Origin of the sequence: Pleomorphomonas koreensis DSM 23070, assembly GCF_000425185.1 — a bacterium.
Classification (GTDB): domain Bacteria; phylum Pseudomonadota; class Alphaproteobacteria; order Rhizobiales; family Pleomorphomonadaceae; genus Pleomorphomonas; species Pleomorphomonas koreensis.
On sequence record NZ_AULH01000005.1, the window covers coordinates 55,468 to 77,900 of the forward strand.

The following is a 22,433-nucleotide window of genomic DNA, read 5'->3' on the forward strand; positions in this document are numbered from 1 at the left end:
CGGCGCCTTGTCCGTGCCGGTGCCGGGCATCGGCAGGGTGCATCGGCCACAGCTCACCATTAATTTACCAGCTCACCATGTGCCCCTATTATCATAAGCACGCTTATCATATATATGCTGCGTCATGAGCAACTGGACTCCCACCGTCGGCGGCCTGATCCACGAGATCGACCGCCTTGTGAAAAAGCGTTACGACCGGTTCGCCGATACGACGGGCATGTCGCGCGCCCAGTGGCACGTGCTGGCCCGCGTCGCCAAGCGGCAGGGCATCAATCAGGCGAACCTCGCCGACCTTGTCGGCGTCGAACCGATCACCATCTGCCGCATGGTGGACCGGCTGGAGGCGCTCGGCCTCGTCGAGCGCCGGCCCGATCCCGGCGACCGTCGTGCCCGGCTGATCCACATGACCGAGGCGGCGCGCCCCGGCATCGAACGGATGAAGGCGGTGGCGCAGGCGCTGTTCGACGAAGCGCTCGACGGCATCACGCCCGAGGAGGAAGCCATCCTCACCCGCCTGCTCGGCCGCGTCCACGCCAATCTCCTTGCCGCCACCGGCGAGGAACCTCCTATCCCGACCGACAATTCCCAGACCGACGATTCCAAGACCGTCCGGCTCCCCCTGGACCAGAAAGCCTGAACACGATGTCCGATACCAACGACACGCCGGCCGCTCCCTCCGCGAAGCCGGCCGCCCCCGCCGTTCCCGCCCGCAAGCCGCGCCGCCGGCGCAGCCTTCTCCGCTATCCGCTGATGGCGGCGCTGCCGCTGGCGCTGGTGATTGCCGGCGGCTGGTACTGGGCGAGCAGCGGCCGCTGGGCCTCCACCGAGAATGCCTATGTGCAGCAGAACAAGGTGCTGGTCGCCCCCGAGGTCGAGGGCCGCATCGCCGAGGTGCTGGTCGGCCAGAACCAGACGGTGAAGCCTGGCGACGTGCTGTTCCGCCTCGACGATGCCGCCTACCGCATCGCCTTCGAAAAGGCCGAGGGCGCGGTGGCGCTCGCCCGTCTCAACGTCGAGGAGTTGCGCACCCGGCTGAAGGACGCCGAGCTGAAGGCCGAGACCGCCCGCAACACGCTGGCCTTCCAGGAGGTGCAGTTCGGCCGGCAGGAGAAGCTGCGCCAGACCGGCAACGCCACCGAGGCGCAATATGACAGCGCCCGCCACGAACTCGACCTCGCCCGGCAGGCGCTGGCCGAGGCTGAGCAGGGCGTCACCGACACGCTGGTCGCCCTCGGCGGCGACGCCAATATCGCCACCGACAAGCATCCGTCGGTGCTCGGCGCCCTCGCCGCCGAGAACAGCGCCCGGCTCGACCTCGAACGCACCGTGGTGCGCGCGCCGACCACCGGCACCGTCAGCCAGGTGGGCAACCTGCAGGTCGGCCAGTATATCGGCAGCGGCAGCGCGGTGATGGCCCTCATCGACACCACCAGCACCTGGGTGGAGGCCAACTTCAAGGAAACCGATCTTGCCCACATGCAGCCGGGCCAGCCCGCCGAATTGAGGCTCGACGCCTATCCCGACGCGCCGCTCCGGGGCCACGTCGACAGCTTCGGCGGCGGCACTGGCGCCATCTTCTCGCTGCTGCCGGCCCAGAACGCCACCGGCAACTGGGTGAAGGTGGTGCAGCGCGTGCCCGTCCGCATCGCCCTGGACGAGCCGACGTCGCTGCCGCTCAAGGCCGGCCTCAGCGTCGGCGTTGACGTCGACACCGGCTTCGTCCGGCCGCTGCCCGGCTTCCTGCGCACCGCCCTCGATACGCTCGGCCTCGCGCCGGAGCATGAGAAGCTCGCCGCCCAATGACCGCCGCCCCCGATCTCGTCAAGGTGCCGCACCGCGGCCTGCTGTCGCTCGCCACCATGCTGGCGGTGGTCATGCAGGTGCTCGACACGACGATCGCCAACGTCGCCCTGCCCTCGATGCAGGGCAACCTCGGCGCAGCCCAGGACACCATCAACTGGGTGCTGACCTCCTATATCGTCGCCTCGGCCATCGTCATGCCGCTGACCGGCTGGATGGCCGACACCATCGGCCGCAACCGGCTGTTCCTGATCTCGGTCGCCGGCTTCACGCTGGCCTCCTGCCTGTGCGGCATGGCCGGCAGCCTCAGCGAGATGGTGGCCTACCGCGTGCTGCAGGGCGTGTTCGGCGCTTCGCTGGCGCCGCTGTCGCAGGCGGTGCTGCTCGACATCAACCCGCGCGAGCGGCACGGCCAGGCCATGGCGCTGTGGGGCGCCGGCATCATGGTGGCGCCGGTGCTGGGGCCAACGCTGGGCGGCTGGCTGACCGACAGCTTCGACTGGCGCTGGGTGTTCTACATCAACGTGCCGGTCGGCCTGATCGCCTTCTTCGGCATCGCCTTCGCCATGCCGGCCTCGCCGCGCCACCGCCGGTCATTCGACTTCGTGGGCTTCGCCTTCCTCGGCCTGTTCGTCGGCGCCTTGCAACTGATGCTCGACCGGGGCGAGCAGCTCGACTGGTTCTCCTCGCCGGAGATCGTCATCGAGGCGGCGTTGGCTGTCGCCGCGCTATGGTGCTTCGTCATCCATTCGGCGACCTCCGAGCATCCCTTCATTCACCCGCAGATCTTCCGGGACCGCAACTACGTGGCCGCCAGCATCTTCGGCTTCTCGGTCTCGGTGGTGCTTCTGGCCACCACGGCGCTGCTGCCGCCCATCCTCCAGCGCATCATGGGCTTTCCGACGGTGACCACCGGCCTGGTGCTGGCGCCGCGCGGCATCGGCACCATGATCGCCATGCTGCTGGTCGGCCGGCTGATGCGCGTCGTCGATCCGCGGCTGCTCATCGTGATCGGCCTCGGCCTGACCGCCTGGGCCCTCAAGGACATGACCGGCTTCTCGACCGACATGGACTCCTGGCCGGTGATCTACACCGGCGTGCTGATGGGTTTCGGGCTGGGCCTGGTGTTCGTGCCGATGTCGACGGTGGGATTTGCGACGCTGCCGCCGGAACTCCGCACCGAGAGCGCCGCCCTGTTCAGTCTGGTGCGCAACATCGGCTCGTCGATCGGCATCTCCCTGGTGTCGGTGATGCTGACGCGCAACATTCAGGTCAACCACGCCGAACTCGGCGAGCGGCTGACCGCCTTCTCGCCCGGCGTCAACGCCACCGCCCACGCCCTCGGCATGAACGCCGGCTCCAGCCAGTTCGCGGCGGTCCTCGACCAGATCGCCACACTGCAGGCGACGATGATCGCCTATGTCGACGACTTCAAGCTGATGATGTGGGTGACGCTGGCCGCCCTGCCGCTGGTCCTGCTGCTCAGAAAGCCGAAGGCGGCGCCTCAGGGACCGGTGGTTCCCGAGGCCGACTGATCGGCCGCCAAGGCCCGTGCCTGGCCGATCCAGTCCTCGCGCTCGATGCGGCCGGGAAAAGCCAGATAGGCGCCGACCCAGCGAACCTCGGCCGGCGTCCAGGCGGCGATCTGGCCGAAATGATAGACGCCTAGGGCGTTGAGCCGCGTCTCGTTCTGCGGCCCGATGCCGCGGATGCGCTTGAGATCGTCGGCCAGGGCGTCGCGCGGCCCCGGCAGCGCCGGCGGCCGTTCGCCGACCCGGTCGGCGGCGGCGATGCGATCGAGCCCGGCCGACACCTCGGCGGCCGGCCCGGTCAGCGCCTCAGGCGGCTCGGGGGCCGGAGCCTCGCGCGCCAGCCCGGCCGGCACCACGATGGTATCGGGCACTTCCTCGACCACGCTCTCCGGTTCCGCCGCTTCAGGTTCCGGTATGTCGTCCGTCCGTACTGGCGCGGCGCCGGCCTCCGCCGCCTCGGCGGCGGCCATCACGTCGGCCAGCCGCTCGCTGCCGACCGTGCGGCGGCCGAACCATTGCTTGACCAGCACGCCGACCAGCACGCCGGCGCCGACGGCGATCGCCGTCAGCAAGAAGGCCTCGATGATCAGCATGGTCATGGCGAACCCTCACTCAAACGGAAACGATCGGCCCGGTGGGCGATCATGCCTCCAGGCGGTCGGAGCCGAACCAGCCGATGACCAGCCCGGCGATGAAGGCGATCAGCAGATAGGGCCAGAGCATGGCGGCGAGGTAGAGCATCGGACCCTCCGGTCACGGCGTCGCGAGATGGATGGACAGGCCGTCGACGCTGCCGGCGGCGCCTGACGTGACGATGCGGGCGGGATCGATGCCGACGTCGGCGAAGGCGGCCGCCACGTTGCGGGCGCGCGCCTCGCCCAGCGTCCTGGCGCGCGCCGGGTCGGCGCCGGTCACCGTGGCGGTCAGCGACAGCCGGGCGGCCGGACACCGCAGCGCCAGCGCGCCGAGCCGATCGATCACGCCGCGACTGTCGGCGGCGACGGCGGCTTCCTCGAAGCGGACGGGGCTGCGGCCGAGCACGGCGCCGATCGCCTCGACGCAGGCAGCCGGTTCCAGCGGCGGTTCGGCCGGCATGGCGGTGACCGCGACGTCGAGCGTGTAGCCGGCCGGCACCGACGCGGACAGCGCCGACGGCAGACGCGCCGCGCCGACGGCGGTGAAGGCGTTGCCGGTCACCTTGATCGTCCGGCCCTCGACGCCGACGTTGCCCTTGGCCAACAGCGAGGCGGCGCGGATCGCGAACAGCGCCGCGTCTTGCGCCGTCGCTGGCGCGCCGGCCGCCACGGCGGTCGAATCAAGGATGTCGGCCTTGCCGAAGGCGCGGTCAGCGGCGTCGAGCAGCGTCTTGCGCATGGCGTCGTCGGTGAGGTCGCCGTCGATGGTCACGGTATCGAGCCCGCGCTCGATGAAGAAGCGGAAGGCGGCCGGCTCCGCCACGTTGACGCTGCCTTTGACGACGCCGCCCGGCAGATCGGCCAATTCGCCGTCGATCTCCTTCGACGCATCGGCCGTCGCCGCCTTGCCGGTCAGCGACAGCGTGTTCCCCTCGAAATGCACCTCGCCGGTGTCAAGGTCCGACAACAGGGCCGCCGCCTTTCGCGCCACGGCCACGAGGTCAATCGCCGGATCGAGGCCGGCGCCGAGGCCGGAGCGGTCGACGAGGCCGAGATCGTCGGAAGCGGCATCGACGACGGCGCGGATGGCCGAGCGGATCGCCTCGGATGGCACGGAGCCGGTTATGGTCAGCTGCTCGGAATCCTTGGTCATCGACCAGACATAGGGATCAACCACCGGCGGCGTCACGGCGCTGCCGACGTCGTAGCCGTCCGGCGGGTTGGCGATGGCCGCCTCCACCTCGATGAGGTCGCCGGCCGTGGCCGCCGCACCGGACAGCGTGATGTGAGAGCCGGTGATGAGCGCCGTGCCGTCGTCGAGCTTGGCCAGCAGGCCAATCGCGAACTCGGCCGCGGCGGCAAAGCCGTCCGGCGCACCATCGGCCAGCGTCGTCTCGACCACCGGCTCGCCGTCGCCGGCCACCGCCTTTGCCGAGTCGGCGATGGCGCCTCGCGCCTCGTCGGACGGCACGAAGCCGGTGACCGTCACCCGGTCGTGGCTTCTCGAGGCGGTGAGCGTGAACGGCTCGACGATCGGCAGGGCAATCGACTTCTGAAGGGTGAATCCGGGCGGATTCCAGGTCTCGAGATAGGCGTTGAGGGTGCGGTAGGCCTCCGGGCTGGCTGCCCGGCCGGATATCACCAGCCGCCGGTCGCTGAGCGAGATGTGCGCCGTGGCCAGGAGATCGAGGTAGTCCGCCGCCGCCTCGGCAACATCGGCGAAACCGTCCGGCGCGCCCGAGGCATAGTCGAGACGGTCGAAGACGTTGCGCGGCCCCAGAGCCTGCCGCACCACGTTGAGCAGGGCGTCGCGCGCCGCCGGGTCTGGAACGAAGCCGGACAGCGTGACGCCGTTGTCGTCGCGATCGGCCGACCAGAAGAAGGGCGAGGCCAGAGGCCGCACGACGTTCACCGCCGACAGGGCATAACCGTCGGGCAGGGTCGGCGCCAGGCTGCGCAGCCGGTCGTAGGCGGCGTTGCTCGCCGCCTCGCCCTCGATGGTGACGTTGCGGTCGGCGAGCGTCACCTTGCCCCTCGACAGCAGCGCCGGCAGGCCATACAGCGGCCGCAGCGCATCGAAATAGCGATCGTCGGCCTTGCCGCGCGCCAGAACGCTGTGATCGGCGACGGAAAGCCCCGGTGCGGCCGCCGCCAGGGCACCGAGAAGGCGCGCCCGGTCCGGCAGCGACGGCACGGCGCCGGCCAGCGCCACGGCATCGCCGCTGCGCTCGAAGCTGGTGACGTAAGGATGGATTTCGGGCAGCAGGCCGGCCGCCGAGGCATCAACGGTGCGGACGCCGTAAAGCCGGCCCAGACGCTCGATCGCCAGGCGGCGGCTGTCATCCGATGGCGCATCGCCCCGGAGATAGAGATCGCGACCGCGGATGTCGACGGCGGCCCAGCTGGTCGCCTCGCCGGCCAGCACCTGTCCGGCACGCATCCCGAGATCGATGGCGATATCCGCCGTCCGGGTGATGAGCGCTGCCGCCGTGACGGCAACCGCTGCTGCCACGCCAAGTATCGCCGAGATCTGCCAGCGAACCATCTTCCCGCCTCCGGGGACGCACAACCGTCCGTTCGCAAGGCCGAGAATACGAAAGGGCACTCGCGAAAAGCAATTACCCGGGGAACACACTCACCAAACAAATGGCGCATAAGGCAAAAATGTCGCCGGCGCCCGACCGGAAGACCCAAAATAGAAAAGGCCCGGACAAGCCGGGCCTTTCCCTCAAACCCCGAAGGGATTTATATTACCAGTTGCGGGTCAGCTTGAGCATGCCGTCCCAGTTGTCGTCGTTCTGGTTGACGTAGTTCACTTCGGCCGTCAGGATGAGGTCCGGCGTGAAGGCGTAGTCAGCACCGAGCTGGGCAATCGTGGCGGTGTCCTGCTTGTCCCAGAACTTAGCACCGAGACCGGCATAGATGTCGAGAGCATCGGTGGCCTGGAACTTCAGAGCGCCAGCGGCACCGAAGTAGTTGTCAGACCCGACGGCAGCGCTGAAGGTGTCGTAGTCGACATAGGTGCCGACCAGACGAGCGCTGAGCTTGTCGATGAGCTTGAGGTCGGCCGTGGCCTTGACGCCCCAAACGTCGTTGTTGCCATCAAACGTCTGGTAGAAGCCCGACAGGTCGACCGAACCCCACGACTGATCCCTGACGCCGAGACGAGCGGTGTACATCAGCTCGGCATCGTAGCCGTCAACCCACACCACCGGGGCCCACTTGTGGTCACCCGAGGTATCCGAGGCCAGGATGCCAGCGCCGGCATAGAAACCGCCACCAAGGCTGTCGACCATGATCTGGGCGCCCGTGGTGCTCTGGTCGAACTCACCGAAGATAGCACCGGTGTCGCCATAGAACACGTCGCCGTAGGCATTGCCGATCTTGCCGACGGTCAGGTAACCGACCTGAATGAAGGCATCGTCAGCCGAGAGAGAACCGTCGGCGCTATCGAGCTGAAGCACGAAGAACGAACGGACGGTACCAAGATCCGAAGCCGTGCGGGCGTCGAACTTGACCTGAGCGTCGGTCTTGAAATTAATACGCTTGCCCGTAACGGCAGGAGTATTCACAGCGCTGAAATCAGTAGTACCAGTGGTCGTGTTAAGAGCGGCAGCAGCGGCAGTAGCGGCAGCAGCGGAGCTATAAGTACCAATAAGAGCGCCGCCATTGACGACCGTATAAGACGCATCCGAGAGCGTCGCATGGTTGCTATAGGCAACGCGAGCGCGGACGCGGCCGGAGATGTCCAGGCAGGTCTCGGTGCCGGGGATGTAGAAGAAGCCGGCGCCGTAGGCGTCGCAAACCTTCACGTAGTCAACAGCGGCCGGAGCGGCTTCGCCCGGCAGGTCGGCGGCGTAAGCGCCCGTGGCGACCATCAGGCCGGCGGCGGTGCCGAGCAGCGTCTTCATGTTCATTTCCTGACCTCCAAAAGTCATCTAGAGAAAGAACCCTTCCCTGCCTGACAACAAACGGCCTGACCGTCATCATCGCTGGCGTGGAACCGGTTCCGGTTCTTTGCCGCCTTGCTCAGCCGCCCAACCACCCCAGGCAGATCGACTTCACGTGGCGGTGAGTTCCGTCTCCCGAAATCTCACGACGCTAGTGATGGCCGATCCTGAGCCGGTCTTCAACGGGAAAGACGCCGGCAATCCGGCCGCGACGGCTAATCGAAAACCCATGTTGCAGTTTTGCCACTCCCCTGCCACCCCCCTGGGGCGCAATGATTAACGAGTGGTTAAGTTCCTGCTTCAAAAGGGAATTGACGATTTCCAAGCCATTAGCATCCGGGGATTTTCCACAGGGCTCCGGGAACCTACTCATAACCAAACGGCTAGGGCGGGGCGCCCGGTTCGGAGGCTACGGCGGGAAGTCGACAGTCTTTCGCCGGCGAATCTGTCCCGATGGAATCGGGCGTGCGACCGCCGCCTTCGCCCTTGCCGGCGGACCGCCTTTCGGATTGGATGCCTGTCGACGCCGCCGCTTCACCGGAACCCGTCCATGACCTCTCGTCCCTCGCCGCAGGCTGTTGCCGCTGGCCTCATCGCCGCGTTCGTCGGATTCGGCGGCGCCTTCACCGTGGTGGTCAGCGGCCTCACCGCCGCCGGCGCCTCGCCGGCCGAGGCTGCCTCCGGGCTGATGGCCGTCACCGTCGCCATGGGGCTATCGGGCATCCTGCTCAGCCTCCGCTTCCGCATGCCGATCTCGGTGGCATGGTCGACGCCGGGCGCCGCGCTGCTCGCCTCTTCCGGCGCGGTGGCCGGCGGCTATTCCTACGCGGTCGGCGCCTTCCTTATAACGGGCGCGCTGCTGATGCTGTCCGGCGTCGTACGGCCGCTCGGCCGGGCGGTCGCCGCCATCCCGACACCGATCGCCTCGGCCATGCTGGCCGGCGTGCTGCTGTCGCTCTGCCTGGCGCCAGTGAAGGCGGTGGCCGTGTCGCCGCTCGCCGGCCTCGCGGTGGTCGCCACCTGGCTGGTCGTCGGCCTGTGGCGCAAGGTGCTGGCCGTACCGGCCGCGGTGATCGTCGCCGCCGTCATCATCGCCATGACGACGCCGATCCCCGCCGCGGTGACCGAGGGCCTGATGCCGTCGCCGCTGCTCATCGCCCCGCATTTCAGCTTCGCCGCACTGATCGGCACGGCGCTGCCGCTCTATGTCGTCACCATGGCGGCGCAGAACATTCCCGGCATGGCCGTGCTCAACGCCAACGGCTACCGGCCGGAGTTCGGCCCGATCCTCCGAAACACCGGCGCCTTCACCCTCCTCGCCGCGCCGTTCGGCGGCCACGCCGTCAACCTCGCGGCGATTACCGCTGCTCTGTGCGCCGGCCCCGATGCCGACCGCGACCAGAACGCCCGCTACTGGGCGGCCGTCGTCTGCGGCATCGCTTATGTCATGGTCGGCCTTGTTTCGGGCGCCGCCACCGCCTTCATCGCCGCGGCGCCGCCCATCCTGATCGAGGCGGTGGCCGGCCTCGCCCTGCTCGGCGCCTTTGGCGCGTCCACCTCGACGGCGCTCACCGCCGCCGAGACGCGCGAGGCGGCCGTCGTCACCTTTCTGGTCACCGCCTCCGGCGTCGGCTTCCTCGGCATTCCCGGCGCCTTCTGGGGGCTGGTCGCCGGCATCGCCGTCCACCTCGTCAATCGCGCCAGGGTTGCCCGATGATCTATCTCGTCCGCCACGGCCAGACGCTCTGGAACACCGAGACCCGCTTCCAGGGGCAGTTCGATTCCCCGCTCACCGACCTCGGTCGCGCCCAGGCGGAACGCATCGGCCGGGCGCTCGCCGCCGAGATCGGCCCGCGCGCCATGCCGATCCGTGCCTATGTCAGCCCGCTCGGCCGCGCCCGCGCCACGGCGGCGCTGATCGGCCGGGCGCTGCCGATGGACATCGTCGAGGAGCCGCGGCTGATGGAGGTGCATTTCGGCGACTGGGAAGGCCTGACGCGCGAGGACATCCTCGCCCGCTTCGGCGCCGATCAGTCGGTGCGGCCGATGGACTGGCAGTTCCAGGCGCCGGGCGGCGAGACGCTCGACACGGTGCTCGCCCGCGTCGGCCTCTGGTACGAGACGGCGGAAGCGCCGGCCGTCGTCGTCACCCACGGCATCATCAGCCGCCTGGTGCGCGGCCTCCACGCCAGCCTCGGCCACGCCGAAATGCTGGCGCTGCCCGTGTCGCAGGACGGCTTCTTCCGGCTCGACGGCGGGCGCATCGACTTCGTGCCGGCGCCGTGACGGCCGGCCGACCGATCGGTCAAATCCTGGTGTGAAGGGCGTGATCGGCCGCCTGCGGGCTCGCCAGGCTGGCGGTTATGCCCTATGGTTCCCTCATCATGACCTTCTGGCAGCAATTCTCCGCCGTCATCGCCCGCATCCCCGATGCGGTCACCTGCGTCTTCCAGTGCGTCGTCGACCTGCTGCGCGACACGCTGTCGCCGGAGGCTCGCCGCGGGGTTGCTTTCACTTCGGCGATGATCTCCCTGTCCGCCAAGATGGCCAAGGCGGACGGCGTCGTCACCGCCGACGAGGTGGCGGTGGTGGAAAAGCTGTTCCAGGTGCCGCCGGAAGAGAAGCGCCACGTGGCGCGCCTGTTCAATCTCGCAAAGCAGGACATCGCCGGCTACGAGTATTACGCGAAGCGCATCCGCGCGCTCTACGAAACGGACATGGAAACGCTGGAGGACATCCTCGACGGCCTGTTCGTCATCGCCACCGCCGACGGCCACCTGCACGACGACGAACTCGCCTTCCTCCAGACCGTCGCCGCCATCTTCCGCGTGCCCGAGGCGGCCTTCCACCGCATCTTCGCCCGCCACGCGGCCGGCGACGCCCGCTGTCCCTATGCGGTGCTCGGTCTCGCCCCCGGCGCCGACGACGCAACGGTGAAGAAGGCCTGGCGCCGCCTCGTCTCCGAGCACCACCCCGACCGGGTGCAGGCGCGCGGCCTGCCGGCCGACTTCGTCCGCGTCGCCACCGAGCGCGTGGCGGCGATCAACGCGGCCTACAGCGCCATCACCCGGCAGGCGGCGGCCTGAGGCGCGCGACCGCTCTGGCGAGGTCGCGGCGCTTCAGCTATTGACGTGTCATGACCGACACCTCCTTCCTGTCCGACGGCTACCATGCCCTCGCCCCCGGCAAGCTTGCCAACGTCGTCACCTTCCTGGAGATGACCGAGCCGCCGGCCCGGCCGCCCCGGCCGGCGCCCGCCGGCTATGCTCTGGAGCCGGTCGGCCGCTGGGACGCCGACACCTTTCTCGACCTCTACAGGGAGATCGGCTGGGAGTGGCTGTGGAGTTCGCGCCTGCTGATGGCGCGCGACAAGCTCGAAGCCAAGCTCGCCGCGCCGCACATGCGCTCCTGGTGCCCGGTGAAGGACGGCCGGCGCATGGGCATCGTCGAAATGGACCTTTCCAAGCCGCAGGAAACGGAGATCTCCTTCTTCGGCCTGGTGCCGGAGGCGGTCGGCGGCGGCATCGGCGGCTGGCTGATGCGGGAAGCGATCGCCATCGCCTTCGCGCGGCCGGGCGTCAGGCGCCTCTGGCTGCACACCTGCCACTTCGACAGCCCGCAGGCGCTGCCCTTCTACATGCACATGGGCTTTGTGCCCTACGCCCGCGCCGTCGAGGTGCATGACGACGTCCGCCTTCTCGGCCGGCTCGGCGAGGATGCCGGCCCGCATATCCCGGTGATCCGGAACGGCCGCCGGCCGGATCTGGACTGACGGCCGGCCGCACAAACGGGGACTGGCTTCGCCGTCATCTTGTGGTATTGACCTTGCGGTACCAGCCCGAAGGACCAACCATCCGACGGGCACGTACCGCAAGAGACCGATATGACCGCATCCGAGCGCCCGGCTCCCGTTTTCATCGACAGTCCCCCCCGCCTGCCCATGACCAGCTTCCGCGACGCGGAAGCCGCCGTCGACCGCCTGATCGAGATCTACGACCGCAACACCGCCTTCCTCCGCTCGTCCTTCGAGGCGGTGGTGCAGGGCGCCGTGCCCGAGGGCCGCATCCGCGCCTATTACCCGCTGATCCGGGTGGCCACCGACACGCACGGCCGCGCCGACTCGCGCCTCTCCTACGGCCAGTTCAACGGCCCCGGCGTCTACGAGACCACCGTGTCGCGGCCCGAGCTGTTCCGCACCTATCTCGTCGACCAGCTCGAAGTGATCCTGCGCAACTACGACGCGCCGATCGAGATCGGCGAGAGTTCACTGCCGATCCCCCTGCATTTCGCCTTCTTCGAGGGCGCCTATGTCGAGGGGGCGCTGATGGACACGTTGCCGCGCCCGTTGCGCGACATGTTCGACGTACCCGACCTCACCGTCACCGACGACGCCATCGTCAACGGCACGCTCGATCCGAAGATCGGCGATCCGCTGCCGCTCGCTCCGTTCACGGCGCCGCGCATCGACTATTCGCTGCACCGCCTGCAGCACTACACCGCCACCTCGCCGCGCTTCTTCCAGAACTTCGTGCTGTTCACCAACTATCAGTTCTACGTCGACGAGTTCGCCTCCCGCGCCCGCGAGATGATGGCCTCCGGCCAGGGCGACTACGAGGCGTTCATCGAGCCCGGCAACCAGCTGACGCCGCTCGGCGAGGCGGCGCCGGTGGAAGGCGAGGAATTGTCGCGGCTGCCGCAGATGCCGGCCTACCACCTCGTCCGCTCGGACCATTCCGGCATCACGCTGGTCAACATCGGCGTCGGCCCGTCGAACGCCAAGACCATCACCGACCACGTCGCCGTGCTCAGGCCGCACGCCTGGGTGATGCTCGGCCACTGCGCCGGCCTCCGCAACAGCCAGGCGCTCGGCGACTACGTGCTGGCCCACGGCTATGTGCGCGACGACCACGTGCTCGACGCCGACCTGCCGCTGTGGATTCCCATTCCGCCGCTGGCCGAGATCCAGGTGGCGCTCGAAGGCTCGGTGGCCGAGGTGACCGGCCTCACCGGCTGGGACCTCAAGCGCATCATGCGCACCGGCACCGTCGCCACCATCGACAACCGCAATTGGGAGTTGCGCGACCAGCGCGAGCTGGTGCAGCGCTTCTCGCAGTCGCGGGCCATCGGCCTCGACATGGAATCGGCGACCATCGCCGCCAACGGCTTCCGTTTCCGCGTGCCCTACGGCACGCTGCTCTGCGTCTCCGACAAGCCGCTGCACGGCGAGCTGAAGCTGCCGGGCATGGCGAGCGCCTTCTACCGGCGGCAGGTCAGCCAGCATCTCACCATCGGCATCCGCGCCATGGAGAAGCTGCGCGACATGGCGCCGGAGCGGCTGCATTCGCGCAAGCTGCGCTCCTTCATGGAAACGGCCTTCCAGTAGGCCGCTCCCTTCTCATCCGCAACACATGGACCTTCCTATGCTGACCATCTTCGACTGCGACGGCGTGCTCATCGATTCCGAGATCATCTCTTCGGAGGTCACCGCCAAGGTGCTCGGCGAGGAGGGCCTGACGATCACCGCCGAGGAGATCACCGCCCGTTTCGCCGGGCTGGCCAGCGGCGAGATGGAGGCGATCCTGTCCGAGGAATCCGGCCTGCCGGTCAGCGGCCGCATCAAGGAACGCATCCAGGAGGAGTTCGACCGCCGCATCGTCCACGTCAAGCCGGTGCCCGGCATCGTCGCCCTGCTCGACGCGCTCGACGGCCCGCGCTGCGTCGGCTCCAACGCCGATTCGGCCTATCTCAAGCGGGCACTGACCTCGGCCGGCCTCTGGGACCGTTTCAAGCCCTATGTCTTCTCGGCGCCCGATGTCGGCACCGGCAAGGGCAAGCCCGATCCCAACGTCTTCCTCCACGCCGCCCGCGAATTCGGCGTCGATCCCGCCGACACCATCGTCATCGAGGATTCCTTCGCCGGCGTCAGCGCCGCCGTGGCGGCCGGCATGCGGGCGATCGGCTTTACCGGCGGCGCCCATTCCTGGCCCGGTCACGCCGAGGTGCTGATGGAGGCCGGCGCCGAGACGGTGGTGCGCCGGCACGCCGACGTCGCGGCGGTGATCGAAGCCTTCCGCAATTGGGACGGCCGCGACCTCTGACGCGAATTCGCGAAGATGCCGATGAGACATCGGCAAGCGGAATACCAGGGGGCTTCAATGCCTCCCGGTATCACGCCTTGCGGGCGGCGCGCAGCACGGCGGCGATCACCGCCGCCACCGCCTTGTAGAGATCGACCGGGATCGTCTCGTCGAGCTTCAGCGTCGACAGCGCGTCGGCGAGCGCCGGGTTCTCCTCGATCGGCACGCCCGCCTCGCGCGCCTTGGCGACGATCGCCTCGGCGATATCGCCCTTGCCCGTGGCCACCACCTTCGGGGCATCCGGCGCGGCATATTGCAACGCCACCGCCTTGCGGATGTCTTTCTCGCTCATAGCTGCAGGTCCAGGCGATGGTTGCCGGCGGCGGCGCCCTCGTCGCGGCCTTCCGGCGGATGGCCCTTGTGCAGGTCGACGCCGGCCACCGTCATGCCCTCCTGTTCGAGGCCGAGCACGATGTTGGCCCGCTCCGCCTCCAGACGGACGAGGCCGTCGTCGCTGTCGCACCAGACGCCGACCGCCACGCGCCGGCCGTCCATCAGCCCGACGCGCACGGCGACCGGGCCGAGCGGCGCCACGTCGAAGGCGATGTCGACCTGGAATACCCGGCGCGGCGGCGCGCCCGGTTCGCTCGGCGCGCGATCGTCGCGCTCGATGCGGAGCTGGGCGATCGAGGTGCCATTCGGCCCGGCGATGGGAATTTCGAGCATCAGCGCCTGCGACGGCTGGGCGGTCCGGGCGTCGCGGCTCTCAGCCGTCGCCGCCTGATGCAGGAAGACGCGCGACAGCGACCGTTCCGCCTCGCCGAGCGCCCGGCCGGCCAGCGTCTCGCTGGAGACCGGCTTGGCATCATCCTCGCCGGACAACGGCATGGCCGGCTGGCCGCGCACCGGGCCGCCCTTGCGCGGCGGCGCCGGGCGGTCGACTCGCGGCGCGGTGCCGTCGTCGGCTGCGCCGTCGAGACTGGCCATCAGGTCGGCGCTGCGACCGAGCCAGACGATCAGTTCGCGGCGCAGCATCTCCAGCGCGCCCTTGAGGTCGGCGCCGGGCGCCGGCAGCGCCGACGGCGGGGTGGCCGGCGGACGGACGGACGCCGGGGATTCGATCGCCACATCGGGGCGGACGGCCGGACGGGCCGGCGATGTCGCGGCCGGAGCGGCTCCCGAACCGGCGACGACACCCGGACCCGCCGTCGGTGTCGTGGCGGCTGTCGAGCCGGCGGATACGGCGGGGTTCGCGGACGGCGCCGCCGGCTGGGTGGGGGAAGGCCGGGAAGCCGGTTGCGACGGCGCGTTCGGCAGGCTTTCGACCGTCGAGGGCACGAAGGGCGCTCGTTCGCCGCCAGCGCGGACAACCGGCGTTTCGCCGGAAGCGGCGGGCGGCAGGGGCAACGAAGGAGCCGGACGGGACGCCTCGGCGGCCACGCCGGCCGGCGCCGCCGGGGACGCGGCAGGCGTAGTAGCGGCCATCGGCCGACCCGGCATCCAGGGCGCAAAGGATCGCCCCGACGGCGAGGCGGCGGCCGGCGGGGTGACCGGCGTCTGGGTGGCCGCAGCAGTGGTCGAAGTTGGCGCGGAAGCTGTCGGCGCGGCGGACGCCTGAGCCGGCGATGTCGAACCGGGCGCCGTGCCGGACTGGTTCGCTGGCGATGCCGTCGGGGCACCCGGCGCCTGTGGCAAAGCCGGCGCTGCCCCGCCTGCGGCCTGACTCGCCGGCTGGGCCACAGTGCCGGCGTTCGGTGGCTGGGACGGCAACGGTGCCGAGACGTCGGCGGCGACGGCGGGCGCGGGCGTGCTTGCCGTCCCGGCCGGCGACGGAGCGGCCGGCGACGATGGCGGCGACACGGCCTGTCCCGTCACCGTGACCTGCGGGAGCGCGGTGGAGGTCGGCGCGGCGGGAACGGCACCGGGCGCGGCGGGAATGGTGCCGGGCGCGGCCGGCGAGCTGGATGCAGTCAGCGCGGCGGCGGGAGCAGCCGTCCCCGACTGCGGCGCCTGCGCTGTTGTCGGACTGGTCGTCGTCGGCGGCGGGGGGACAGGCCGGCCGTAGGCCGGAGCGGTCGTCGGCATCTGGGAATTGGCGGCCGGAGCCGGCCTCGAGACAGCTGGAGCCGAGGCCGTCGTTGGCGCGTCCGCCGGTCTCCGGCCCGTTGTGGTGGACGGCGGCGCCGCCTGCTTCTTCTCCTCCGGCGTGCCGCCCAGCGCCTGGCGGACGGCTGGAGGCAGCGCCGCCGCCATCTTGCCGGCCGCCACGGCCTCGTGGAACAGGCCGGAGGCGCGGATCGCCTCGGCCACCCGCTCGGGCGTCACGTCGCCGTCGCTGATCTGGAAGGCCAGCACGCTGTCGATCGCCGTCTTCACCGCGTCGGGCAGATCGGGCGATTTGGCAAGCTGGGACAGCGTCGCATAGAGCGGAGCCAGTCCGCCCTGCTTGCCCAGCGCCTCGGCCACCGCCTTGTCGATCAGCGTGGTCTCCGGGACGATGGACGTCGGCGCGGCCGTCGCCGCCGCCTGGAGGTCGAGCAGCGACGCGGCGGCCGACTGACGGGCCAGCATCTTCCCAGGCTGACCGGAGTTCGCCTGGATTTCATTGATCACCGGCGGCAGCGAGCCGATCGCCATGGGCATGCTCCCGGAGGGGGAATTCCGGGAGGGTGCTTTGAAACCGGCCGTCTGGCAAGCGGACAAACGGCGGCCGGCGCGGTTTTCCGCGCCAAACCGCCGCGCATCCGTCTTTTAGACCGGCTGGACCAGCTTCGGCTGGCGGGCGGCCAGCGTTTCATCGACGCGGCGGCGCGGCGCCAGTCGCGGCGCTGCCCGGAAGGCGTCGGCGTCGCCGGATTTCGCCCGCTCCGCGAGGTGGCGGAGCGTGTCGACGAACTGGTCGAGGCTGGCCTTCGATTCCGATTCGGTCGGCTCGATCAGCAAGGCGCCGTGGACGACCAGTGGGAAATACATGGTCATCGGGTGGTAGCCCTCGTCGATCATCGCTTTCGCAAAGTCGAGCGTGGTGACGCCGGTGTCCGCCAGGAAGCGGTCGTCGAACAGCACCTCGTGCATGGCCGGCCGGTCGGGGAAGGCCACCGTCATCACGTCGGCCAGCCGCGCCTTGACGTAGTTGGCGGCCAGCACCGCGTCTTCCGACGCCTGACGAAGACCGTCGGCGCCGTGGCTCAGCATGTAGGCGAGCGCACGCACGAACATGCCCATCTGGCCGTGGAAGGCGGTGATGCGGCCGAACGGCTTCGCCCCAAGCTCGCCGGCGATCTTGCGCGTCTCGACGAATTCGGCCGCGCCTTCCGCGTCGAAGCGCACGAAGGGCACCGGCGCGTAGGGCGCGAGGCGTTCGGACAGCACCACCGGGCCGGCGCCGGGGCCGCCACCGCCGTGCGGCGTCGAGAAGGTCTTGTGGAGGTTGATGTGCATGGCATCGACGCCGAGGTCGCCCGGCCGCACCTTGCCGACGATGGCGTTGAAGTTGGCGCCGTCGGCGTAGAAATAGGCGCCGGCGGCGTGCACCGCCTCGGCGATGCCGACGATATCGCGCTCGAACAGGCCGCAGGTGTTGGGGTTGGTCAGCATGATCGCCGCCACTTCGGGCGTGAGGCGCTTCCTGACCTCCTCCGGATCGACGGTGCCGTCGGGCCGCGCCGGCACGGCGACGACGCGGAAGCCGAGCTGGGCGGCGGTCGCCGGGTTGGTGCCGTGCGCCGATTCCGGCACCAGCACCACGTCGCGCGCCTCGCCGCGATCGGCGAGCGCCGCCTTGATCGCCGCCATGCCGCACATCTCGCCGTGGGCGCCGGCCTTGGGGCTCATCGCCACCGAGGCCATGCCGGTGAGTTCCAAGAGCCAGCGGCCGAGTTCGGCGACGAGATCGACGGCGCCGGCCACGGTGGACAGCGGCTGCAACGGATGCACGTCGGCAAAGCCCGGCAGCCGCGCCATCGCCTCGTTGAGGCGCGGATTGTGCTTCATGGTGCAGGAGCCGAGCGGGTAGAGCCCGAGGTCGATGGCGTAGTTCTGGCGGGAGAGGCGCACATAGTGGCGCATGGTCTCCGGCTCGCTGAGGCCGGGCAGGTCGAGCGGCGCCATGCGGACCTGACCGCCAAGGCGCGGCATCACGTCGTCGACATCGTCGAAATCGACGCCGGATACGTCGGGCCGGCCGACCTCGAACAGCAGCGGCTCCTCGATGGCGAGGCCGCGATTGCCGGTGAAGGTGGCGACGTCGTGCGCCTCGGTCGGAACGGGCGCCGTCAGGCGGCCCACGGCATTCATGGTCATCGGTCACCTCCATAGGTGAACAGCGTCGACAGGAGGAAGCTGCGATAGCGGCTCGGCGTCCTCGCCGGCTTGTCGTTGATGAGGCGACGCGGCGGGTTGGCGTCGTCGCTTTTCTGCGGGCGCTCGTCGGTCATGCCAGCGCCTCCCGGAGCGCGCCCGCGAAGGCCGCCCGGTCGTCGTCGGTGTTGACCTCGGTCGAGGCGACGACCAGCACATTGTCCAGCTCCGGCCGGCCGGGCTCCAGCCGGCTGGCCGGCACGCCGGCCAGAATTCCCCTGCCGGCCAGCGTCTCGACGACGGCGGCGGCATCCTTCGCCAGGCGCAGGGCGAACTCGTTGAAGAAGCTGGCGTTCAGCAGCTCGACGCCGGGGACGGCGGCGAGGCGGTCGGCCAGCTTCACCGCATTGGCGTGGTTGATGCGGGCGAGCTTCGTCAGTCCGGCGCCGCCCAGAAGCGTCAGGTGGATCGAGAAGGCCAGCGCGCAGAGGCCGGCGTTGGTGCAGATGTTGGAGGTCGCCTTCTCGCGGCGGATGTGCTGCTCGCGGGCCGACAGCGTCAGCACGAAGGCGCGGCGGCCGTCGGCGTCCACCGTTTCGCCGCAGAGGCGGCCGGGCATCTGGCGGACGTATTTCTGCCGCGTCGCGAACAGGCCGACATAGGGCCCGCCGAAGCTGAGCGGGTTGCCGAGCGACTGGCCCTCGCCGACCACGATATCGGCGCCTTGGGCGCCCGGCGGCTCGATCAGGCCGAGCGACACCACCTCGGTGAACGAGGCGATCAACAGGGCGCCGACGGCGTGCGCCTTGTCGGCGATCGGCTTCAGGTCGTAGAGCTGGCCGTAGAAGGACGGCGACTGCACGACGACGCAGGACGTGGTGTCGTCGATGCGCGAGAGGATGTCCTCGGTGCCGGCGACATCCGGCGGCAGGCTTTCCACCTGATGGCCGGAGAGGCGCGTCACCGTCTCGACGACGCCGCGATAGTGCGGGTGGACGCCGCCCGACAGCACCGCCTTGTCGCGCCGGGTGATGCGGTGGGCCATCAGTACCGCCTCGGCCAGCGCCGTCGAGCCGTCGTACATCGAGGCGTTGGCCACCTCCATGCCGGTGAGGCGGGCGACCTGCGTCTGGAACTCGAACAGCACCTGCAAGGTGCCCTGGGCGATTTCCGGCTGGTAGGGCGTGTAACTGGTCAGGAACTCCGACCGCTGGATCAGATGGTCGACGGTGGCCGGCACGTGATGCTTGTAGGCGCCGGCGCCGACGAAGAAGGGCACCGCGCCGGCCGGCGTGTTCTTTGCGGCGAGCGCGCCGAGGCGGCGGGCGACCGCCGGCTCGCTCATGTGCAGCGGCAGGTTCGGCAAAGCCGACAGACGCTTGTCGGCCGGCAGGTCGGCGAACAGGTCGTCGATCGAGGCGGCGCCGATGGCGGCGAGCATGTCGGCCCGGTCGGCGTCGGAAAGCGGAAGATAGCGCATGGCATGCACTCCGGAGGACGCGAGGAGAAGGGAGCGCTTTCCCGTGGGAACGGGAAGCGCGACGCCTCGGGAAAGGACGAACCGGCCGCTCAGAGCCCTTCGACGAAGGCCTTGTAGGCGGCCTCGTCCATCAGCACCTCAAGCTCGGAGGGGTCGGCCAGCTCGATCTTGCAGAACCAGGCGGCGCCCTCGGGGTCCTCGTTGACGGTGATCGGGCTGTCGGCCAGCGGCTCGTTGGCGGCGACGACGGTGCCGGTGACCGGCGCATAGACCTCGCTCGCCGCCTTGACGCTCTCGACCACCGCCGTCTCCTCGCCCTTCTTCACCTTGCGGCCGATGCTCGGCACCTCGACGAACACCACGTCGCCGAGTTGGGCCTGGGCGTAGTCGGTGATGCCGAGCGTGGCGACGTTGCCGGTCACGGCGATCCACTCGTGATCCTCGGTGTAATACTTGGTCATGGCTGATGTCCCGTTATCTCTGGAGCTTTACTTGGGCGCGCGATGGAAGCGGGCCGGAACGAAGGGAAGGAAAACGATCTCGGCCGGCAGCGTCTTGCCGCGCACCACCAGCCCGATCGACGTGCCGGGCCGCGAGTGGACGGCGGCGACGTAGCCCATGGCCACCGGGCCGCCGACAGTCGGACCGAAGCCGCCGGAGGTGACGTGGCCGATGGCGACGCCGTTGCCGTCGACGATCTCGGTGCCGTCGCGGGCCGGCGCCCGGCCGTCCGGCCGGATGCCGACGCGCTTGCGGGCGACGCCCTCGGCGATCTGCGCGCGGACGACGTCGGCGCCCGGAAAGCCGCCGTCCTCGCGGCGGCGCTTCTGGATCGACCACAGGAGACCGGCCTCGACCGGCGTCGTGGTCTCGTCGATGTCGTGGCCGTAGAGGCAGAGCCCGCCTTCGAGACGCAGCGAATCGCGGGCGCCGAGGCCGATCGGCCGGACGCGGGAATCGCGCGTGAGGATGGTCCAGAGGCCGGCGGCGGTGTCAGCGTTGACCGAGATCTCGAAGCCGTCCTCGCCGGTGTAGCCGGAGCGGGAGACCACGGCGGGGATGCCGGCGATCGACGCCGGGCCGACGTCCATGAAGTCCCAGCCGGCGACGTCGGCGCCGAGCGAAGTCAGCACGTCCGCCGCCTCGGGCCCTTGCAACGCCAGCAGCGCCCGCTCCTCGTGGATTTCGAGCAGCACGTCGTCCGGCAGGCGGGCGGCGATGTGGGCGTAGTCGGCAACCTTGCGGGCGGCGTTGACGACGAGGCCGAGCGGGCCGTCGGCGCCGGGCGCGCGGTGCACCATCAGGTCGTCGAGGATGCCGCCGCGCTCGTTGAGCAGTTGCGAATAGCGCTGCCGGCCCGGTTCGAGGCCGAGGATGTCGGCCGGCACCAGCGCCTCCAGGGCGCGGGCGACCGTCGCGTGGTCGGGGCCGCGCAGTGTCGCCTGTCCCATGTGGGAGACATCGAACAGGCCGGCGGCGGCGCGGCAATGGGCGTGCTCGGCGAGGATGCCCTCGTATTGCACCGGCATCAGGTAGCCGGCGAACGGCACCATGCGGGCGCCGAGCGCCACGTGGGCGTCGTAAAGGGGAGTCTTCAGCGGCTCGGAATGCGGGTCGTGGTCGGCATGGACTGGCGTCGTCATGCGTCGGCTCCGGATAGAGGTGGGCGGACGACGACCGTCGTATCCGCGCCCCCTCTGTCACGAAACCTGAGAGATTTCCCCGGACGCCCTGCCCGGGTTACTCCTTCGGTGAGGCAAGGCCAGCGGCCTCGCCTGCTTTCCAGAGCGTCGTCCGCTGCGAGCGGTCCGTTTGCCTGAGAGTTTCCGGGGCGGTTGCTCCTTCGGCGCCGGCGGTAAGCACCGCCGATCTCTCCCGCGCAGCGTCTCGGAACCTTGCGGCCCCGCGTCCGGGCACGACTATCCCGAACGAAACAAGCATGACCGAGCGGCAGCCGAATTTCAAGCGGCTTGCCGAGCGGGCCTACTTCTTCTTGCCGGCCTCGTCGAAGCCGACGTAGATGACGAAATTGCCCTGGCTCTTGTCGCCGGGAACGACGACGTCGGGCGCTACGAGGTCCCAGTCGGCGGCGGCCGTGCCCGGCGCGATCGTCACGTTCAGCGGATAGAGCTTGGAATAGAGCACCTCGTCGCCGTTGCGCACCAGCACGACGCGCAGGGGCAGCGTGGCGGCGCCGGTCGCCCCGTTGGGGCCGGCCAGGAGGCGGCCGGCGACGCCGACCTTGATGGTCGTGGTGCCGGAGGCGTCGGTGCGGCATTCGCGGGCGAACTTGCGGATGGAGCCCTGGAAGCGGATGGCGCTGTAGTCGCCCTGCTTGCCCTTCTCGAACACGGCCAGCATCTGCGTGCCGTCGCGCACCTGCACGTCCGGACAGACGGCGACCACCGCGAATTTCTCCAGACCCTCCTGCTCCACCTTCGGATCGGGACCGCCGGCGACCAGCGACCGGGCGGAGAAGCCGCCATCCGAGGAACAGGCCGAAAGCGCGAGCGCCAGCGCAAGCGCCGACAAGGTTTTACCGCTGAAACCGCCAGAGATCATGAGAGCCTTACCTCCGCTCAGCCGCTTCCATAGCACGCGATCCCGGCCTTGGCGACTCGTTCCGAGCCACTCGCGGCGGGGCGTCGGGCCTCCGCCTT

At 69.7% G+C, this 22,433-nt stretch carries 20 protein-coding genes and 1 riboswitch; of the genes, 9 read left to right on the forward strand and 11 right to left on the reverse strand.

Annotated features, from left to right (window positions below; genetic code table 11):
• Window positions 1-124: 124 nt before the first annotated feature.
• Genes H512_RS26140 through H512_RS0101995 form a run of 3 tightly spaced genes read left to right on the forward strand, consistent with a single transcriptional unit; the run spans window position 125 to window position 3,335 of the window.
• Window positions 125-637 carry a MarR family winged helix-turn-helix transcriptional regulator gene (locus H512_RS26140; RefSeq protein ID WP_084798274.1) on the forward strand — a complete coding sequence of 171 codons (513 nt, stop codon included), beginning with the start codon at window positions 125-127 and terminating at the stop codon, window positions 635-637.
• 5 nt (window positions 638-642) lie between these two features.
• Window positions 643-1,803, forward strand: coding sequence for an HlyD family secretion protein (locus H512_RS22195; RefSeq protein WP_210162652.1), 1,161 nt, complete (start codon window positions 643-645; stop codon window positions 1,801-1,803).
• Window positions 1,800-3,335 (forward strand): DHA2 family efflux MFS transporter permease subunit, encoded by a 1,536-nt coding sequence (locus H512_RS0101995; RefSeq protein ID WP_026782100.1) that lies wholly within the window; start codon window positions 1,800-1,802, stop codon window positions 3,333-3,335. The genes H512_RS22195 and H512_RS0101995 overlap by 4 nt, the downstream gene beginning before the upstream one ends.
• Here H512_RS0101995 and H512_RS22200 read toward each other — a convergent pair.
• The 3 genes from H512_RS22200 to H512_RS25535 all read right to left on the reverse strand — a co-directional run bounded on the left by H512_RS22200 (window position 3,305) and on the right by H512_RS25535 (window position 7,878).
• Complete coding sequence (locus H512_RS22200) at window positions 3,305-3,931, reverse strand: hypothetical protein (RefSeq protein ID WP_026782101.1); 627 nt, start codon at window positions 3,929-3,931, stop codon at window positions 3,305-3,307. The genes H512_RS0101995 and H512_RS22200 overlap by 31 nt on opposite strands.
• Before the next feature lie 154 nt (window positions 3,932-4,085).
• Complete coding sequence (locus H512_RS0102010; protein ID WP_026782102.1) at window positions 4,086-6,512, reverse strand: BON domain-containing protein; 2,427 nt, start codon at window positions 6,510-6,512, stop codon at window positions 4,086-4,088.
• Window positions 6,513-6,717: 205 nt separating this feature from the next.
• Window positions 6,718-7,878, reverse strand: coding sequence for a porin (locus H512_RS25535; RefSeq protein ID WP_169507114.1), 1,161 nt, complete (start codon window positions 7,876-7,878; stop codon window positions 6,718-6,720).
• 589 nt (window positions 7,879-8,467) lie between these two features.
• On the opposite strand from H512_RS25535, the gene H512_RS0102020 reads away from it, so the two are divergent.
• The 6 genes from H512_RS0102020 (at window position 8,468) to H512_RS0102045 (ending at window position 14,015) form a co-directional block, all read left to right on the forward strand.
• On the forward strand, window positions 8,468-9,634 hold the full coding sequence (locus tag H512_RS0102020; protein ID WP_026782104.1) for a benzoate/H(+) symporter BenE family transporter: 1,167 nt from the start codon (window positions 8,468-8,470) through the stop codon (window positions 9,632-9,634).
• Window positions 9,631-10,203, forward strand: a complete 573-nt coding sequence (locus tag H512_RS22210) for a histidine phosphatase family protein (protein ID WP_036789692.1) — start codon at window positions 9,631-9,633, stop codon at window positions 10,201-10,203. Before H512_RS0102020 ends, H512_RS22210 begins: the two co-directional genes overlap by 4 nt.
• Before the next feature lie 98 nt (window positions 10,204-10,301).
• Complete coding sequence (locus H512_RS0102030) at window positions 10,302-11,003, forward strand: TerB family tellurite resistance protein (protein ID WP_026782105.1); 702 nt, start codon at window positions 10,302-10,304, stop codon at window positions 11,001-11,003.
• A 50-nt stretch (window positions 11,004-11,053) separates the two neighbouring features.
• Window positions 11,054-11,689: a GNAT family N-acetyltransferase gene (locus H512_RS0102035; RefSeq protein WP_026782106.1), complete on the forward strand. Its 636-nt coding sequence runs from the start codon at window positions 11,054-11,056 to the stop codon at window positions 11,687-11,689.
• A 168-nt stretch (window positions 11,690-11,857) separates the two neighbouring features.
• On the forward strand, window positions 11,858-13,300 hold the full coding sequence (locus H512_RS0102040) for an AMP nucleosidase (RefSeq protein WP_169507120.1): 1,443 nt from the start codon (window positions 11,858-11,860) through the stop codon (window positions 13,298-13,300).
• Window positions 13,301-13,337: 37 nt separating this feature from the next.
• Entirely contained in the window at window positions 13,338-14,015 is a 678-nt protein-coding gene (locus H512_RS0102045; protein WP_084798259.1) for an HAD family hydrolase, read from the forward strand.
• A gap of 70 nt (window positions 14,016-14,085) precedes the next feature.
• Here the strand turns inward: H512_RS0102045 and H512_RS0102050 are convergent, their stop codons facing one another.
• From H512_RS0102050 to H512_RS0102085, 8 genes are all read right to left on the reverse strand, one after another.
• Entirely contained in the window at window positions 14,086-14,346 is a 261-nt protein-coding gene (locus tag H512_RS0102050) for an EscU/YscU/HrcU family type III secretion system export apparatus switch protein (RefSeq protein ID WP_026782109.1), read from the reverse strand.
• Window positions 14,343-16,631: a flagellar hook-length control protein FliK gene (locus H512_RS0102055; protein ID WP_026782110.1), complete on the reverse strand. Its 2,289-nt coding sequence runs from the start codon at window positions 16,629-16,631 to the stop codon at window positions 14,343-14,345. Before H512_RS0102055 ends, H512_RS0102050 begins: the two co-directional genes overlap by 4 nt.
• A gap of 114 nt (window positions 16,632-16,745) precedes the next feature.
• Complete coding sequence (gene gcvPB / locus H512_RS0102060) at window positions 16,746-18,296, reverse strand: aminomethyl-transferring glycine dehydrogenase subunit GcvPB (protein ID WP_026782111.1); 1,551 nt, start codon at window positions 18,294-18,296, stop codon at window positions 16,746-16,748.
• Window positions 18,293-18,430 (reverse strand): hypothetical protein, encoded by a 138-nt coding sequence (locus tag H512_RS26825; protein ID WP_156899307.1) that lies wholly within the window; start codon window positions 18,428-18,430, stop codon window positions 18,293-18,295. Before H512_RS26825 ends, gcvPB begins: the two co-directional genes overlap by 4 nt.
• Window positions 18,427-19,773: an aminomethyl-transferring glycine dehydrogenase subunit GcvPA gene (gene gcvPA / locus H512_RS0102070; RefSeq protein WP_026782112.1), complete on the reverse strand. Its 1,347-nt coding sequence runs from the start codon at window positions 19,771-19,773 to the stop codon at window positions 18,427-18,429. The genes H512_RS26825 and gcvPA overlap by 4 nt, the downstream gene beginning before the upstream one ends.
• Before the next feature lie 89 nt (window positions 19,774-19,862).
• On the reverse strand, window positions 19,863-20,234 hold the full coding sequence (gene gcvH, locus H512_RS0102075) for a glycine cleavage system protein GcvH (protein WP_026782113.1): 372 nt from the start codon (window positions 20,232-20,234) through the stop codon (window positions 19,863-19,865).
• Between the two features lie 27 nt (window positions 20,235-20,261).
• The gene (gene gcvT, locus H512_RS0102080) at window positions 20,262-21,416 is read right to left on the reverse strand and encodes a glycine cleavage system aminomethyltransferase GcvT (RefSeq protein WP_053239494.1); all 1,155 of its coding nucleotides are present in this window, start codon (window positions 21,414-21,416) and stop codon (window positions 20,262-20,264) included.
• A 151-nt stretch (window positions 21,417-21,567) separates the two neighbouring features.
• Window positions 21,568-21,661, reverse strand: a riboswitch (glycine riboswitch).
• A gap of 95 nt (window positions 21,662-21,756) precedes the next feature.
• Window positions 21,757-22,335 carry a hypothetical protein gene (locus H512_RS0102085; protein ID WP_026782115.1) on the reverse strand — a complete coding sequence of 193 codons (579 nt, stop codon included), beginning with the start codon at window positions 22,333-22,335 and terminating at the stop codon, window positions 21,757-21,759.
• Window positions 22,336-22,433 lie beyond the last annotated feature (98 nt).

What these genes read in the sequence shown, in the direction of transcription:
- H512_RS26140 (WP_084798274.1), top strand. Translation starts at nt 125, where the DNA reads ATGAGCAACTGGACTCCCACCGTCGGCGGCCTGATCCACGAGATCGAC.
- H512_RS22210 (WP_036789692.1), top strand. Translation starts at nt 9,631, where the DNA reads ATGATCTATCTCGTCCGCCACGGCCAGACGCTCTGGAACACCGAGACC.
- H512_RS0102010 (WP_026782102.1), bottom strand. Translation starts at nt 6,512, where the DNA reads ATGGTTCGCTGGCAGATCTCGGCGATACTTGGCGTGGCAGCAGCGGTT.
- H512_RS0102030 (WP_026782105.1), top strand. Translation starts at nt 10,302, where the DNA reads ATGACCTTCTGGCAGCAATTCTCCGCCGTCATCGCCCGCATCCCCGAT.
- H512_RS0102020 (WP_026782104.1), top strand. Translation starts at nt 8,468, where the DNA reads ATGACCTCTCGTCCCTCGCCGCAGGCTGTTGCCGCTGGCCTCATCGCC.
- H512_RS22200 (WP_026782101.1), bottom strand. Translation starts at nt 3,931, where the DNA reads ATGACCATGCTGATCATCGAGGCCTTCTTGCTGACGGCGATCGCCGTC.
- gcvT (WP_053239494.1), bottom strand. Translation starts at nt 21,416, where the DNA reads ATGACGACGCCAGTCCATGCCGACCACGACCCGCATTCCGAGCCGCTG.
- H512_RS0102055 (WP_026782110.1), bottom strand. Translation starts at nt 16,631, where the DNA reads ATGGCGATCGGCTCGCTGCCGCCGGTGATCAATGAAATCCAGGCGAAC.
- H512_RS22195 (WP_210162652.1), top strand. Translation starts at nt 643, where the DNA reads ATGTCCGATACCAACGACACGCCGGCCGCTCCCTCCGCGAAGCCGGCC.
- gcvH (WP_026782113.1), bottom strand. Translation starts at nt 20,234, where the DNA reads ATGACCAAGTATTACACCGAGGATCACGAGTGGATCGCCGTGACCGGC.
- H512_RS25535 (WP_169507114.1), bottom strand. Translation starts at nt 7,878, where the DNA reads ATGAAGACGCTGCTCGGCACCGCCGCCGGCCTGATGGTCGCCACGGGC.
- H512_RS26825 (WP_156899307.1), bottom strand. Translation starts at nt 18,430, where the DNA reads ATGACCGACGAGCGCCCGCAGAAAAGCGACGACGCCAACCCGCCGCGT.
- H512_RS0102085 (WP_026782115.1), bottom strand. Translation starts at nt 22,335, where the DNA reads ATGATCTCTGGCGGTTTCAGCGGTAAAACCTTGTCGGCGCTTGCGCTG.
- H512_RS0102045 (WP_084798259.1), top strand. Translation starts at nt 13,338, where the DNA reads ATGCTGACCATCTTCGACTGCGACGGCGTGCTCATCGATTCCGAGATC.
- H512_RS0102040 (WP_169507120.1), top strand. Translation starts at nt 11,858, where the DNA reads ATGACCAGCTTCCGCGACGCGGAAGCCGCCGTCGACCGCCTGATCGAG.
- H512_RS0101995 (WP_026782100.1), top strand. Translation starts at nt 1,800, where the DNA reads ATGACCGCCGCCCCCGATCTCGTCAAGGTGCCGCACCGCGGCCTGCTG.
- gcvPA (WP_026782112.1), bottom strand. Translation starts at nt 19,773, where the DNA reads ATGCGCTATCTTCCGCTTTCCGACGCCGACCGGGCCGACATGCTCGCC.
- H512_RS0102035 (WP_026782106.1), top strand. Translation starts at nt 11,054, where the DNA reads ATGACCGACACCTCCTTCCTGTCCGACGGCTACCATGCCCTCGCCCCC.
- gcvPB (WP_026782111.1), bottom strand. Translation starts at nt 18,296, where the DNA reads ATGACCATGAATGCCGTGGGCCGCCTGACGGCGCCCGTTCCGACCGAG.
- H512_RS0102050 (WP_026782109.1), bottom strand. Translation starts at nt 14,346, where the DNA reads ATGAGCGAGAAAGACATCCGCAAGGCGGTGGCGTTGCAATATGCCGCG.